11 protein-coding genes and 1 pseudogene are annotated in these 14,504 nt (G+C 60.4%); 8 read left to right on the plus strand and 4 right to left on the minus strand.

Translation table 11 applies throughout. The annotated features are described in order from the left end of the window. Nucleotides 1-63 precede the first annotated feature (63 nt). The 3 genes from ALP40_RS19625 to ALP40_RS19635 all read right to left on the minus strand — a co-directional run bounded on the left by ALP40_RS19625 (nucleotide 64) and on the right by ALP40_RS19635 (nucleotide 4,340). Nucleotides 64-1,143, minus strand: a complete 1,080-nt coding sequence (locus ALP40_RS19625; RefSeq protein ID WP_122209849.1) for an alpha/beta fold hydrolase — start codon at nucleotides 1,141-1,143, stop codon at nucleotides 64-66. A 263-nt stretch (nucleotides 1,144-1,406) separates the two neighbouring features. After that, a complete protein-coding gene (locus ALP40_RS19630) occupies nucleotides 1,407-3,710 on the minus strand; it encodes an FdhF/YdeP family oxidoreductase (protein WP_122209850.1) in 2,304 nt (767 codons plus the stop codon). 201 nt (nucleotides 3,711-3,911) lie between these two features. Further along, nucleotides 3,912-4,340, minus strand: a complete 429-nt coding sequence (locus ALP40_RS19635) for a VirK family protein (RefSeq protein ID WP_122209868.1) — start codon at nucleotides 4,338-4,340, stop codon at nucleotides 3,912-3,914. Between the two features lie 244 nt (nucleotides 4,341-4,584). Here ALP40_RS19635 and ALP40_RS26230 point away from each other — a divergent pair. From ALP40_RS26230 to ALP40_RS19660, 6 genes and pseudogenes are all read left to right on the plus strand, one after another. Then, nucleotides 4,585-5,115 (plus strand): annotated as a pseudogene (locus tag ALP40_RS26230) (MCP four helix bundle domain-containing protein); the annotation flags it as partial. Between the two features lie 390 nt (nucleotides 5,116-5,505). Then, nucleotides 5,506-6,213: a methyl-accepting chemotaxis protein gene (locus ALP40_RS26235; protein WP_409077534.1), complete on the plus strand. Its 708-nt coding sequence runs from the start codon at nucleotides 5,506-5,508 to the stop codon at nucleotides 6,211-6,213. A gap of 477 nt (nucleotides 6,214-6,690) precedes the next feature. Beyond that, a complete protein-coding gene (locus tag ALP40_RS19645; protein WP_122209852.1) occupies nucleotides 6,691-7,695 on the plus strand; it encodes a sugar ABC transporter substrate-binding protein in 1,005 nt (334 codons plus the stop codon). Between the two features lie 13 nt (nucleotides 7,696-7,708). Beyond that, a complete protein-coding gene (locus ALP40_RS19650; protein WP_122209853.1) occupies nucleotides 7,709-9,265 on the plus strand; it encodes a sugar ABC transporter ATP-binding protein in 1,557 nt (518 codons plus the stop codon). Next, nucleotides 9,252-10,256, plus strand: coding sequence for an ABC transporter permease (locus ALP40_RS19655; protein WP_122209854.1), 1,005 nt, complete (start codon nucleotides 9,252-9,254; stop codon nucleotides 10,254-10,256). Before ALP40_RS19650 ends, ALP40_RS19655 begins: the two co-directional genes overlap by 14 nt. Then, nucleotides 10,253-11,239 carry an ABC transporter permease gene (locus ALP40_RS19660; RefSeq protein ID WP_122209855.1) on the plus strand — a complete coding sequence of 329 codons (987 nt, stop codon included), beginning with the start codon at nucleotides 10,253-10,255 and terminating at the stop codon, nucleotides 11,237-11,239. The genes ALP40_RS19655 and ALP40_RS19660 overlap by 4 nt, the downstream gene beginning before the upstream one ends. Before the next feature lie 9 nt (nucleotides 11,240-11,248). On the opposite strand, the gene ALP40_RS19665 is transcribed toward ALP40_RS19660, so the two are convergent. Further along, entirely contained in the window at nucleotides 11,249-12,487 is a 1,239-nt protein-coding gene (locus ALP40_RS19665; protein WP_122209856.1) for an acyl-CoA dehydrogenase family protein, read from the minus strand. A gap of 455 nt (nucleotides 12,488-12,942) precedes the next feature. Between ALP40_RS19665 and ALP40_RS19670 the strand changes: the two genes are divergently transcribed. Together ALP40_RS19670 and ALP40_RS19675 are read left to right on the plus strand one after the other, a co-directional pair. Next, entirely contained in the window at nucleotides 12,943-14,145 is a 1,203-nt protein-coding gene (locus ALP40_RS19670) for an SfnB family sulfur acquisition oxidoreductase (RefSeq protein WP_122209857.1), read from the plus strand. A gap of 15 nt (nucleotides 14,146-14,160) precedes the next feature. Beyond that, a partial coding sequence (locus ALP40_RS19675; RefSeq protein ID WP_122209858.1) for an acyl-CoA dehydrogenase occupies nucleotides 14,161-14,504 on the plus strand: 344 nt, incomplete at its 3' end.

Below are 14,504 nucleotides of genomic sequence, written 5' to 3' on the forward strand. Positions count from 1 at the left end.
GGTGTTAATGCTGAGGAGCGCAACGCCACGTTTAGGCCATGCCGGGCAAGCGAACACTGATCCCTATTTGCCTGCCAAGTGCGGCTTTTCGGTCTGCTGCATGAACTGCTCCAGTTCCTTGCTGTAGAACTTCGCCATGCTGGTCGTGCCATGACCCCGGGTGTCGGCACTGGCCGGGATCAGCAACAGCCTGGCGTTCTTGACCTCTTTTAACGAGGCTTCGAGCAACCCGGTTTCTGGAGGGTTGCGTTCGTCGTCTGCCGCGTTTATCGCCAGTACCGGCGCCTGGATTTTATTCAAACCCTTGGACGCGTCGTAATCGGCGGAGGACTGCCATTGATAAATGAAGTCGTTGGCGTCGGACGTCTGTGGCGAGTTCAGCCGGTCATCCACGTACTTGTCAGCCAGCGCCCGGGACGGCGCCACTGCCTGATAGGCCAGATTGCCGCCGCTGGTGCCGATGCTGAACATTGCGTTGGCCAGGCTCAGGGACGGCGGCTGGGTGGTGTAGTTGCCTTTGTTCCAGGCCGGATCCTGCTTGATCGACTCCACGAGCAGTCGGCGCATCATCCAGTTGCGTGACGACATTGCAGTGGGTTGTGAGGCCATTGGCACGAGCGCATCCATCATGTTCGGCCAGGTCTGACCCCACATCCAGGTTTGCATGCCCCCCATTGAGTTGCCGATGACCAGCCTCAGGTGCTTGATGCCAAGCCCTTCAGTCACCAGTCGATACTGCGCTTGAACCATGTCGGCGTAGTTATAGTTCGGAAAGCTGGCGCGCAGGCCGTCCGAGGGTTTGGTCGATTGCCCGACCCCAATACCATCGGTGGAAATGATGTAGTACTTGCTCGCACTCAGGGGCTGGCCTTCGCCGAATAACTCACCTCCGAAATCCTTGGCCAAAACGTCGCTGCCGGGCCGGTAAGTGCCGTGCAGAAACAGAATGGCAGGGTTTTTCGGATCGCCGAGCGTGACGTAGTGCAGTTTCAGGTGGGTGAGTTTTTCACCCGTATGGAAGGTGAACTCCGGGGCGACCCAGTCGCCTTCTTTCGCTGCCGGAAGGGGCGCAGCATGGACGCCGGAAGTGAGGCAAAGCAAAAACATCAGCCCTGTGGCCGTCCGCAAATGGGAGCGCTGCATGAAAGGTGTCCTGTCTGGTTTTTTATTGTCAGGTCGTCTGCGTGCGGGACGGATATTCCTCTTGTGATCGTATTTTGTGAAGTTATTTTTTTCTTAACAACTCTTAACATGCTTGAGGGTTCGGCAAAGAAAAAAGGACCTTCGGTCCTTGTCTTGTTTGTGCCATGTCATGAGGGGTGAGATTGCACGTCGAGTTGCTTTTTCGGGCTGTCTGCAGCGTTGCTCGAACATCACAAAATGCTCGAACAACGGCAGATATCTTCCTACCGAAGTGCCGGGCTCAACCGCACCGGCACTGATTTAGCCGCTGGCACCTTGCTGCGCTCGGCGTGGTGCCAGATCGGGATCAGCGCGTTGCACTCCGGGTAGTAAGCCCCGGCGCAACCTTGCGGTATGTCGTAAGCGATGATTTCGAACGGACCGACCTGTCGCTTGATTTCAGGCTCCACGGCGGTGGTCAGCATTACCCGCTCGCCAGCCTTGAAGCCCAGTCGCTCAATGTCGTTGCAATGCATGAAGATCACCTCGCGGGTGCCGCTCACGCCCCTGAAACGATCGTCGTAGCCGTAGATGGTGGTGTTGAACTGGTCGTTGCTGCGCAGCGTCATCAGTTGCAGCACGTCACGAGCAGCCCCTGGAAGGCTGATGTCATCGTTCTCGACCAGCGTTGCTGGCGTGATGAACTGCGCCTTACCGCTTTCGGTGTTCCATTTGCGTTGAGCAGCGGCAAGCGGACGATGGAACCCGCCGGGTTCGGCCATACGGGTTTCCATGTCATGGAAGATCTCAGGGTAAATTGTGCCGATTGCGGACCGGATCCTGGCGTAGTCGTCAGCCCATGCCTGCCAGTCAATCGTTTGGCTGCCGGACAGGGTGGCCATCGCCAGACCTGCAACGATAGCGGCCTCGGCTCGCACGTGTGGCCCGACCGGCTCGGCGCTGCCTTTCCAGCCATGTATGCAACCGGTGCTGTCTTCGGTGGTGTAGGTTTGCTCGACGCCGTTCTGCCGGTCGATCTCGATACGGCCCAGGCAGGGCAGCAGCCACGCGTTGTGAGCGGCCACCAGGTGCGTGCGATTGAGTTTGGTCGCGATCTGAACGCTCAGGTCCAGCCCTCGCCAGGCCGGTTCCATGCGAGAGGTGTCGGGGATGGCTCGCAAAAAGTTGCCACCCAAACCCACGAAGCCACGCACGCGTCCGTCCAGAATCCCTTCGCAGGCGTCCACCGTAGCGAGGCCTTTCTGGTCGGGAACCTTGAAGCCAAACTGTTGCTCGATCAGATCTGCAGGGACTTTCTTCGGGTCTTCGGTGATGCCGACGGTTCGCTGGCCCTGCACGTTGGAGTGGCCGCGCACCGGGCAGATACCGGCACCCGGCTTACCGATATTGCCGCGCATCAGCATCAGATTGACCAGCATCTGTACGTTGGTCACGCCGCGACGGTGTTGGGTGAGGCCCATTCCGTAGACGAACATCACGCGCTGACTGCGGGCATAAACAGTGGCCGCCGCTTCCAGCGCCCCCCGTGTCAGGCCGCTCTGGCGCTCCAGGTCAGGCCACGTACAGTGGCGTACGTAGTCGGTAAAGGCTTCGAAGCCCTGCGTATGGCTGGCGATGAAGGCATGGTCCAGTACGGCGGGCATGCCTTTCGCGCAAGCCTCGTCTTCCATGTCCAGCAACGCCTTTGCAATACCGGTGATGGCGGCCGTGTCACCGCCGGTTGTCACCTGATGGTATTGCGTACTGATAACGGTGGAGCCAGGAATCAGCATCTCGCTGGGCGACTGTGGATTGACGAACCGTTCAAGCCCACGCTCGCGCAACGGATTGAAGGTGATGATCGGCACGTCGCGCTGACGGGCCTCTTGCAGCTGGTGAAGCATGCGCGGACTGTTGCTGCCAACGTTCTGGCCGAAGAAAAACAGGCAGTCGGTGTGTTCGAAATCGTCCAGCGTCACGGTGCCGACGGGCACGCCGATACTTTCCTGCAAACCGACCGAGGTGCTTTCGTGGCACATGTTGGAGCTGTCGGGCAGGTTGTTGGAGCCGTAGGCGCGGGCGAACAACTGGTACATGAACGACGTTTCCAGCGATGCTCGCCCGGAGGCGTAAAACACCACGCTGTCCGGCGCCATGCCCTTGAGCTGTTCGCCGATCTCCCGGTAAGCCTCTTCCCAAGACGTTTCCAGGTAGCGGTCGCTTTGGGCGTCGTAGCGCAGAGGATGGGTCAGGCGGCCATGCTGTTCCAGGTCGTAATCCGGCCATTCACGCAGTTCAGTAAGCGTGTGCGCGGCAAAAAAAGTCGGGTCAGTCTTCTTTGAGGTCAGTTCCCAGGCGGTGGCTTTCGCGCCGTTTTCACAGAACTCAAGTGCCCGAGGGTGTCCGGGCTTGGCCCAGGCGCAACTGACGCAGGCGAAACCATCCGGTTTATTCTGTTTAAACAAGGCGACAGGTGCCTTTGCCAGCGTCTGCTCGCGCCACAGAATCTGCGCCACTGACTTCGCCGACCCCCAACCGCCGCTGGCGTTGGTATAGGGTTTGAAACGGGTTTTGGGGTAAATCAGCATCGGTCGCTCCCAGGCGTTCAGCAGGCTGCTTGATAAGGCTGGGACGAGGTGGGTTGTCGAAAGGTTCAGCGCATTTCGAGACGGGGACGTCGGTAAGCAACGCTCAACGGGTTCAAGGAGCGAGCAACTGACTGGCAGGTCTGTACGTCAGTCGCAACGTCCTCGGCAGGCCCTTACGAGAGCCTGCGTCGGACGCCCATTCTACTTCGCGGTGAAGAAGCTCAAGCCCTTGCCAACCGCACAGTCATAACTCACGGGCTGTCCAGTCTGCTGGTAACCGGGAACACTGAGTGTGGTCATGCTGAAATCGGCCTTGCCGTCAGGCCGTACTCGGTAACGGATGAATTGCTCGATGGGCTTGTTATCACGATCGAGCGTGAAATGGGTGTCGGAGAACGCAAGCATGCCATCAGGCGTGACCCGGTACGCATCGATGCGTTTGCCACCCTGAGTCTTGGATGGCTCGGCGCCCTTGATTGAGGACGTGCACTGGCCGAGGTCGATCACCACCGAGACAGACTCCCCTGTGTTCAAGGCTTTGATGATGGAAGGCTGGTCGCGAAGGGCATCGCCGGCAAAAGCGAAGGCGGGCAGTGACAGGGCAAGGAATGCAGCGCAGTAACGTTTCATGGCGGTGGATCTCCAGCAATGCAGACTGGTCGTACCGTCACTGCGATGCAGGGTTTTGCCGAGTGACAGGGACCAGTCATGTCCGGGGTTATTGGGCAGCCAGAACCCTACCATAAGGTTTTTTCCCGGTGGGCCTCCTGTCGAGGTGGCCTGCATGAAAGTTTGCGTGGTTATCCTTTTCAGGCCTCTGCCGATACAAAGGATGGTGGCAATATGGCAGCCGTCTTGAGGAAGAGGATTCGAAATGCTGAGACAGCTGAAAATCGCAGTCAGAACGGCTGTCTGCTTTACGCTGATGGTGGTCCTGGTTATCGGGCTCGGTGTTTTCAGCCTCCAACAGCTGCGCAGCATTCGCGAACAATCCCTTGAGATCGAGAACGACTCACTGCCAGGGATTGCGCTGGGCGATGACATCTCGCTGGCGTTCGAGAAAACCCGCACCACGGCGATGAAAATGCTGTCGACGCATACGGCTCAGCAGGTCGAACAGGTGCATTCGGAACTGCTGGAAAAAAAGGCCGGCTTTCAGAAGGCCATGCAGGCCTACGCCCCATTGATCACCTCCGAAGACGAGCGGGCGCTGATCAACCAGCTCGGCGCCGGGTATCAGTCTTACGCCGAAGGTGCTGAACGGGTTTACCAACTGGTCAAAGACAACCAGATCGATGCCGGGCAGCAATTGGCCTGGGTCGAGATGAAAGCCGTCGCCGAAAGCATGGAAGCGCTGGTGGGCAAGCTGGAAAAGCTCAATGACGCCTCGGAAGAAGAATCGAGCGCCAACGCCACCAGCGTATACGGCAACGCGTTTTCTGTGACGTTGTCGGTGATGGTGCTGGCAGTACTGCTCACTGTGCTGCTCGCCTGGCGACTGTCACGCAGCCTTTCGATGCCCATCAGTCAGGCGCTGCTGACCTCGGAAACCATCGCTTCGGGTGATTTGCGGCCTACCGGTGTAGACCGCAAAGGCAGTGACGAAGCCGCGCTGTTACTGCAATCGATGGAGCAGATGCGTTTGAGCCTGAGCAAGACGCTGACCCATGTGGGCGATGCGGCGAACCAGTTGGCCTCGGCGACTGAGGAGATGAACGCACTGATTGTCGACAGCAACAACGATCTGGTGGCGCAGAACAGCGAAATTGAAATGGCAGCCACGGCGGTCACCGAGATGAGTCAGGCCGTCGATGAGGTGGCCCGTAATGCGGTGGCCACGTCGGAGGAGTCCAGAGCGTCTTCCGCGTCGGCACGCAAAGGGCAGGAAGAGCTCGATCACACCGTTCAGTCGATTCTTGAACTCACGCAGAACGTTGGCACCGCCTCTCACGAAGCCAAGTCGCTGGCCACGCGGACCCTGGACATCACCAAGGTGCTGGACGTCATTCGCGCCGTGTCGGAGCAGACCAACCTGCTGGCGCTCAACGCGGCTATCGAGGCCGCTCGCGCGGGGGACGCAGGGCGTGGTTTTGCGGTGGTGGCCGATGAAGTGCGTGCGCTGGCGCATCGCACGAGCGAGTCGACCCGCGAGATCGAAACCATGATCGGGCACATTCAACTGGGGACCCAAAGTACCCTGACCGCCCTTGAGATCAGTACCGAACAAGCGCAGAAGACCCGGCAGCAGGCCGAGTCGGCCAATGCCGCCCTCGCGCTGATCGCAGCCTCTGTTACGGTCATCGACGAGCGCAACACGATGATTGCCACCGCCTCGGAACAACAAGCCGAGGTCGCACGTGAAGTGGACCGCAACCTGGTGCGCATTCGTGATTTGTCTGCGCACTCTGCGGTCCGAACCGGGCAGACCGGCAGTGCCAGCCAGTCACTGGCAGAACTGGCCAATGGTCTGAACACTACGCTGGGGCAGTTCACGTTGCGTTAATGGCTGGTTTGGAAAGAGATGGCGTCAGGCAATCCGTATACAGTCAACTGAATATGGCGCAAATCTGCTTCTGCCCGGAGGGCGTGGGAGTTCCCGGAGGTTACGACGGCAGCGATGGGCTGCGCAGCGGCCCTTGCGTGTACCTGATACTTCGCGCCAGTCGGCAAGCCGCTTCCACTGTCCGATGACATAGAGCGAGACTGCTGTATCAGGGAAACAGGGGCATTGCTCGCGAACATGGCCGCTCTTCAACGCGCTGCCCGCTAATGCACTGTTGTCCCCGCAACAGCAGATCGGCAATTTGCGCGGCGCTGATGGATGTCCGTCAGCCCGCAAGCATGTCAGGGCGCTTCAGGCCAAAGCCCTGAAAGCACCAGGAACCGTGCCTTGCAGCGATGTTCAACCCTCGGCGCCTCGCTCAGGCACGGCCTGTGCACTGCTCCCCGGATTCCATTCTGAATCTGCGGAGCCAACCCCATGCCCGATGCCGTTCGACCTTCGACTTTCAACCGCTTTAGCAAACGCTGGCCTGCGCTGGCGCTGACGTTAATGGCGGCCTGCATGGGCATGTCTGCACAGGCCGATGACAGCGATGTTCCATCCCTGGCAGGCAAGCGCATCGCGATCAGCATGACCGGCACCAGTCATTACTTCGATATCAAGGCGTTCCAGGCGCAGGTCGATGAGGTCAAGCGGCTGGGCGGCACACCGATCACGCTCGATGCAGGTCGTAATGACAAGAATCTGGTGAACCAGTTGCAGACCGTAATCACACAGAAACCCGATGCCGTCATTCAGACGCTCGGCACGCTGAGTGTCATCGATCCCTGGCTCAAGCGGATCAGCAAGGCGGGCATTGCGCTGTTCACCATCGATGCGCCGTCGCAATACAGCCTCAACAACACCACCTCCGACAACGTCGCCACCGGCAAGGCGTTGGCCGGGCAATTGATCAAGGACACGGGCGGCAAGGGCAACATCCTGGTGTTCAACGGTTTTTATGGTGTGCCGGTCTGCGCCATCCGCTACGACCAGCTCAAGCTGGCGCTCAAGGATCATCCCGAGCTGAAGATCATCGAGCCCGAACTGCGCGATGTCATCCCCAATACTGTTCAGGATGCCTATTCGCAAGTCTCCGCCTTGCTCAACAAATACCCCAAGGGCAGCGTCGCAGCCATCTGGTCGGCCTGGGACATTCCGCAACTGGGTGCCAGCAAGGCGCTGATCGATGCCGGGCGCACCGAGATCAAAACCTATGGGGTGGACGGCACACCGGAAGTGCTGGAGCTGCTTGGCCGTAGCGACTCTCCGATTGGCGCGGTGGTCGCGCAGCAGCCGGTGCTGATCGGCAAGACCGCGGTGCAGAACGTCGCACGCTACCTGGCCGGGCAACGTGACCTGCCCAAGGAAACCCAAGTCCCCACGTTGCTCACCACCGCCAACAACCTGCCCGAAGTACGGCAGCTTCGTGGCGACAATTGATCAGGAGGTGACCATGACTTCAGTGACGTCGCCGCCTGCCTTGGACCTGCAAGGCCTCTACAAACGCTTCGGGGCGACCCAGGCGCTGGACGGGGTCGATCTGCGGGTCCAGCCCGGAACCATCCACGGCCTGGTGGGTGAGAACGGCGCTGGCAAATCGACCCTGATCAAGGTCCTGGCCGGCATCCATCAGGCCGACCAAGGCAGCCTGAGCATTCATGGCCAGGCTTTCGATGCGTTCACGCCGCGTCAGGTCGAGGCTCTGGGTGTGCAGTTCATTCATCAGGAACGCTTGCTGCCTGCCAGTTTTACGGTGGGTGAGGCGCTGTTTTTCGGCCAGGAAATCAAACGCGGCCTATGGGTGGATCGTCGCGCTCAGGAGCGTGAGGCGGCGCGGCTGATTCAGGATTATTTCGCCATGCAGTTGCCCAAGGGAGCGCTGATTCGGGATCTGGACAGCGCTCAACGGCAGATTGTGCAGATCATCCGCGCACTGATTGCGACACCCAGAATACTGGTGTTCGACGAGCCGAGCGTGTCGCTGGTCAAGCGGGAAGTGGACCGGTTGCTGGCCATCGTGCGGCGACTGCGCCATGAAGGGCTGACGATTCTGTACATCTCCCATTACCTGCAGGAAATCGAATCGCTGTGTGATCAGGTCACGGTACTGCGCAACGGGCGTGACGTGGCGGTGGTGGACCCGGCTGTCACCAGCACCGCCCAAATTGCCCGGCTGATGGTCAATCGCGACGTTGGCGAGCTGTATCCCCGAGCGCAAGCGGCCCTTGGGCCACCCGTGCTTGAGCTGAAGGGGCTGGGCGCACACCACGCGTACCAAGGCATTGATCTGACCGTACGACGTGGCGAAGTGGTCGGGCTGACCGGATTGGTCGGTTCAGGAGCAAAGGAGCTGCTCAAGAGCCTGTTCGGACTGGTCAGGCCCTCGCATGGCGAGCTTTTGCTCAATGGCAATCCGCTGCGCCTGAAATCGCCACGGGATGCGGTACGCCACGGCATTGCGCTGGTGCCGGAAGAACGGCGCAGCCACGGCATTGCTGCAGCGCTGTCGGTGCTGGAGAACATTACGCTGGCCAGTCTGGGCCGGTTCAGCCGCTGGGGACTGCTGGACAGCAAGGCGCAGACGCTCGAAAGCAAGCGACTGATCGATGAACTGGCGATCAAGACCTCGGGACCGGACAGCGCGGTGCAATCGCTCAGCGGGGGCAATCAGCAGAAGGTCGCGCTGGCCAAATGGCTTAGCCGACATTCGTCGTTGTATTTGCTGGACGAGCCGAGTGTGGGTGTCGACATCGGCGCCAAGACTGAAATCTATCGGCTGATTGCCCGGCTGGCCGAAGGCGGCGCTGCCGTTCTGGTGCTGTCCTCGGACTTGCCAGAACTGATCGGTATCACCCGCCGCATCGTGGTACTGCACCGGGGCCGGATCGCCGGGGAATTCGATGCGCGCACCACCGACAGCGATCAGTTGCTGGCCTGTGCTACAGGTGCCAGCGAGCGTGAGACAGTCATCAAGCAGGGCCATGAGGAGCGTAAACATGTCCACGCCTGACCTTCCCCTTAGTCGGCCTTCCCGTGTGCCGGCAGCCTGGCTGGTGCGCCTGGCTCAACGTGGCTCCTTGCTGGTGTTTCTGATCATCCTGCTGGGGTTTGCGCTGAGTGCGCCGAACTTCTTGAGCGTGGGCAACGTCAGCAACGTGTTCGCCCAATCGGCCGTACTGGGCATTCTCGCGCTGGGGCTGACCTGCGTGGTCATCGGCGGTGGTTCCAATGTGGTTCGCGGCGGTCTGGACCTGTCGCTGGCGGCCAATCTGGGGTTGTGCGCGGCGGTCTACAGCAGCCTCAACAATGCAGGCCAGGGCACTTGGCAAACCGTCGCGCTCACGCTGGGCTGCGGTGTGCTGGTGGGGGCATTGAATGGCCTGGCCGTGGTGGCTCTCAGATTGCCGCCGTTATTGGCGACGCTGGCGAGCATGAACCTGGTGGCGGGGCTGGAACTGGTGCTGACCCAGAACACCGTACTGGCCACCGATTCCGAACTGCTGGACGTGCTGGCGTCGGGTGAATGGCTGGGCATACCGGCGCTGGCCTGGATGCTGTTGGGCGTGGCCGCCGTTTTGCAGGTGGCTATCCAGCACAGCGCCTTTGGGCTGCGCCTGTACGCCATTGGCGAATACCCATTGGCCGCTCAGGCGGCCGGGTTGAATCGTCGTGGTTATGTGTTCGCCACGTACCTGATTGCCGGGATCTGCGCCGCCCTGGGCGCGTTTTGCTCGGCGGCTCTGTTCAGCGGCAGCACGACAGGCTCCGGCGACATGCTGCTGTCGGTGGTAGCAATCGCTTTTCTCGGCTCGGTGTTTTCCAGACGCCTGACCGCCAATATCCCTGGCACCTTGATGGCGACCCTGTTGCTGGGCTTTCTCATCAACGGCTTTCAGTTGCTGAACATTTCAAGCTTCTGGGTCAACGGCGTGCAAGGCGTACTGATTCTGCTGGTGGTGGCCTTTTCTGGCGCCGTTGGCCAACCGGAGGGTGAACAATGAGGACGCTGACATTGACTGCTTCATCGGCACGAAACAGCATTGTGCCGCGCCTTTTAACGGCCACTTTACCGGTGCTGGTCCTGATCATTCTGGTGTTCTTCGCCCTGGAGGCACCGGGTTTCCTGAGTTGGGGTAACCTGTTGAGCCTGATCCTGAACAACTTTCTGTTGCTGGCGATCATCGCTGTCGGCATGACCTGGGCGGTGGCGGCGGGCGGTATCGACCTGTCGGTGAGCACCGCCGTGGACTTCGCCAGCCTGGCATTTGTGGTTGCGCTCAATGGCGGTCATGGGCTGTTTGTGGCCATCGTTGTTGCGTTGCTGGCAGGTGGCGCGGCCGGGGCGTTCAATGCGCTGCTGATCGCGGGCCTTCGTATTTCGCCGTTTCTGGCGACACTGGGCACGCTATTCATTGGCACCAGCGTGCAGCAGTTGCTGTCGGACGGCGGGCAGCCGATCTATATCGCTCAGGGTGTGTTGCCCGGCATTACCGGTGTTGTGGTGCTGGGCCTGCCGCTACCGGTCTGGCTGGTCGCGCTGCTGGCGGGCGGCTACGGGCTGGTGCTGGCGCGCGGGCGATTGGGGCGTGAAATCCTGGCGGTGGGCACGCAGCCACAATTGGCGTATTACTCGGGCCTGTCGACCCGGCGGGTGGTCGTGCAGGTGTTTATCGGAAGCGCACTGGCCTGTGCGGTGGCGGGCATCCTGCTCAGTTCGACGGTCAACGCCTACGTGCCGATGTCCGGCAATGCCTACCTGATCAGCGCGATTGGTGCGGTGTTCATGGGCACTACGTTGAGTCGTCAAGGGCGTCCCAACATTATCGGAACGCTATTGGGTGTGCTTTTTATCAACGTGATCGCCAACGGCTTGCTGTTGATCGGCTGGAATTTCTATTGGCAGCAGGTGGCAACCGGGACGCTGATCTTTCTGGTGCTGGCCTTCAGTTTCGCCAGCCGTCACCTGCTACAGAATGCTCAATAAAAAAGCGGCTCAGGCCTTGCCCGAGCCGTTGCCGATCTGCCAGACATAAGGCGGCTCGGTGCCGTTGATGCGCCAGTCGCCGACGATACGCGCCTTGTAGATCAGCGGATTGTGCGACGCCGCCGTGCGTGCGTTGCGCCAGTGCCGGTCAAGTGCCTTATTGACGCTCACGCCTGATGCACCCAATGCGTTGAACAGGTCTGTGGCTGCGCGCAGCACCAGTTCCGAGACGACTACCTGCGCCTTGGCGGTTTCGATTTCGGCGGCGATGTTGGCGTCCTTCTCCTGTTGCGCATCGCGACCGAACCGGGCCACATACGCACGCTGCAAAGATTCTGCCGAACGCAGGGTGGCGGCCTCGGCTGCATAAACCTGCGCTGCAATCTGCCCGACCACCTGCTGCACCTGAGCGTCCTGGCTCACACTGTCGGCATTGCCTGTGCTGAACACACGCTTGCGATCCCGCACTTCCTGAGCGATATCCCGCTCGACAGCCCGACCGATGCCTGCCAGTACGGCCAGCAATACCAACTGATAAAAAGCCGTTTGGTACTTGAAACGCTGCTCGAAGGGGATGACGTGTTCGGCGGGCAGCGGCACGTTCTCGTAGACCGAGGTGCCGCTGCCAGTGGTGCGCTGGCCAAACCCGTCCCAGTCATCGCTGTGACGCACACCGGCATGATGCGCATCGACCACGGCGATCACGTCAGCGCCGTTATCGGCACGCTGCGCGTACACATCGATCCAGTCAGCGAAGATGCTGCCGGTGCTGTAAAACTTGCGGCCGTTGAGCACAAAGCCGTCGCCTTGGGCGCTGACTTTGGTGATGACCTCGCCAATCTGTACCGCACCGACCTCGGTCCAGCCATTACCGACCAGATCACCTGCCACGAAACGTGCGAACCAAGTGTCCCGTTCCGGGCTGGCGGGGGCGTTCAGGCGGTCCTCGACAAAAGCAAAGTGCGCCCGCAACGCTTGCACGATGTTCGAGTCGGCTTCAGCCAGTTCGATCAACAACCGGAACAGTTGACCCACCGAGGCGCCGGCGCCGCCATATTCCTTGGGCACGCGGACTGCGCCAAAGCCTGCCTGCTTGAGCCAGGCAATCGGCTCGTGGGGCAGGGCACGCTCCTTTTCCCGCTCGACCGCGCCTGCGCCTATTTCACGAAAGAGCGGGCGGAAGCGGTTGGCGAGGGTTTCATAGTCGGTTCCAAGTGACAGAGGGTTTGCGTCGGTCAATAAAGTCATGCAGTGCTCCTGAGCGCTGGAAGATTGGCGGTGGGCCAATGAGGGGTCGCTCAAGTGATTGCACAGTCTGTGCCTGAACTTAAACCCTTGTTTTTAAGCGCTATTTATTTCAAAGGCGGCTGCCGCTGTTGGCCGTGCAACAGCGGCGCAACAGCCTGCTGCAAACCGAACAGCGAGGTTCGTCGAGAGACCCTCTCAATGGTTGGGGCACTTTCGACCCATGCTCGACGCAAGCGTTATGCGTGGTCGTCCAGGGGCTGTGGCGCACCAGGCTTGGCTGTTCGCCCAGCAACAGCGTTCGAACAATGTGTTGGTATGAACGCTGATTCAACGTTAGAAGCGTCACCTAATCCTTTGAATTTAAAGCATTAGTAAATTCGGCACGGCCTGTGCAAGACCTGAATCCTGTGTGTTGAGCCGCTTTCAACCTGTTATTGATGATCAGGAATCTGCCCATGACCCAACCCGTACAAAGCCCGCCAAGGGCTCATGTCATTGCCTCGGATGCCGAGGCCATCCAGATCGCCAGAGCGCTTGCTGCCCGTTTTGCCGAAGAGGCCTCAGTCCGTGATCGTGAGCGCCGTCTGCCCATTGCAGAGCTGGATGAATTCTCCGCCAGCGGTCTGTGGGCGATCACGGTCCCCAAAGCCTACGGCGGTGCTGGCGTGTCTTATGTGACGGTTGCCGAGGTGATCAAGATCATCTCCGCAGCCGATCCATCGCTGGGACAGATCCCACAGAATCACTTGGGCATCCTCGACATCCTGTTGCAGACCGGCACCGAAGAGCAGAAGCGTCACTACTTTGCCAAGGCGCTGGCGGGTTATCGCTTTGGCAACGCCTTCTCGGAATCGAAAAGCAAGAACGCAGGCACCTTCCAGACCCGCATCCGCTTCGACGGCGAGCAGGCGGTGGTGGACGGTGAGAAGTTCTACTGCACCGGTGCCTTGTTCGCCCACATCGTTCCGGTCGTGGGCGTCGATGAGCAGGACAACGCGTACATCGCGTTTGTGGAGCGCGACGACCCCGGCCTGACCATCATCGACAGCTGGGACGGCTTCGGTCAGCGCACCACGGCCAGCGGTGGTGCGGTCCTGAAGGCAGTGACGGTGCCCCGGAGAGCAGTGATTCCGGCGCATCGGGCGTTTGACGAGCCCACGGCTCATGGCCCGATTTCGCAGATCATCCAGGCGGCGGTCGATACCGGTATCGCCCACGGTGCGTTCGAGGAAACCCTCAAGCACGCGCGGCTGGCGCGGCCGTGGATCGACAGCAAGCAGGACTTCGGCTGGCAGGACCCGTTCAGTATTGCCACCGTGGGTGATTTGCAATGGCGGCTACAGGGCACCGACGCGATCCTGACCAAGGCCGGGCAGGCCATAGACCAGGCGCTGGCCGCCCCCAGTGAAGCCAGCGTCGCGCAGGCTTCTGTCGTCGTTGCACAAGCCAAAGTGTTGTCGGCACAGATCGCCTTGCTGATCAGCAGCACGCTGTTCGAACTGGCCGGCACTCGCTCGGTGCTGGGTTCGCTGAATCTGGACCGGTATTGGCGCAATGCCAGAACCCACACGCTGCACGATCCTGCCCGCTGGAAATACCACCTGATAGGCAATCGCGTACTCAACGATGTCGCGCCGCCGCGTCACGCCTGGAATTGATCGAGGAGCAGTCATTTGTCTCATTCAACTATCGACACCCAACTGGCGGTTGCCGCCGAAGACCTCACGCATGCGCGCCAGGGTTTGCAGCAGACCCTGGACTACTTGCGCGAACAGGGCCGGCCCTGGACGTTCAGTGGCGTACAGCGTCTGGTCGAAGACCCTTACGTGATCGGCAAGATCGGTGATCTGCAGATTCGTCTCGATGTCGCCGCCGCGTTACTGGAGCGCGCCCATGCGTTAGACGGCTCGCCCGAGCAGTGTTTGATCGCCAGCACCGAGGCGGTTATCGCCAGTGCCGATGCCTTGCTGGCCGTTGACAACGTCCAGCACGAACTGACCGGCCAGCGGCAGTCTCT

Origin of the sequence: Pseudomonas viridiflava, from assembly GCF_003702045.1 — a bacterium.
Classification (GTDB): Bacteria; Pseudomonadota; Gammaproteobacteria; order Pseudomonadales; family Pseudomonadaceae; genus Aquipseudomonas; species Aquipseudomonas viridiflava_C.

What these genes read in the sequence shown, in the direction of transcription:
- ALP40_RS26235 (WP_409077534.1), top strand. Translation starts at nt 5,506, where the DNA reads ATGAGTCAGGCCGTCGATGAGGTGGCCCGTAATGCGGTGGCCACGTCG.
- ALP40_RS19660 (WP_122209855.1), top strand. Translation starts at nt 10,253, where the DNA reads ATGAGGACGCTGACATTGACTGCTTCATCGGCACGAAACAGCATTGTG.
- ALP40_RS19655 (WP_122209854.1), top strand. Translation starts at nt 9,252, where the DNA reads ATGTCCACGCCTGACCTTCCCCTTAGTCGGCCTTCCCGTGTGCCGGCA.
- ALP40_RS19625 (WP_122209849.1), bottom strand. Translation starts at nt 1,143, where the DNA reads ATGCAGCGCTCCCATTTGCGGACGGCCACAGGGCTGATGTTTTTGCTT.
- ALP40_RS19650 (WP_122209853.1), top strand. Translation starts at nt 7,709, where the DNA reads ATGACTTCAGTGACGTCGCCGCCTGCCTTGGACCTGCAAGGCCTCTAC.
- ALP40_RS19665 (WP_122209856.1), bottom strand. Translation starts at nt 12,487, where the DNA reads ATGACTTTATTGACCGACGCAAACCCTCTGTCACTTGGAACCGACTAT.
- ALP40_RS19670 (WP_122209857.1), top strand. Translation starts at nt 12,943, where the DNA reads ATGACCCAACCCGTACAAAGCCCGCCAAGGGCTCATGTCATTGCCTCG.
- ALP40_RS19630 (WP_122209850.1), bottom strand. Translation starts at nt 3,710, where the DNA reads ATGCTGATTTACCCCAAAACCCGTTTCAAACCCTATACCAACGCCAGC.
- ALP40_RS19635 (WP_122209868.1), bottom strand. Translation starts at nt 4,340, where the DNA reads ATGAAACGTTACTGCGCTGCATTCCTTGCCCTGTCACTGCCCGCCTTC.
- ALP40_RS19645 (WP_122209852.1), top strand. Translation starts at nt 6,691, where the DNA reads ATGCCCGATGCCGTTCGACCTTCGACTTTCAACCGCTTTAGCAAACGC.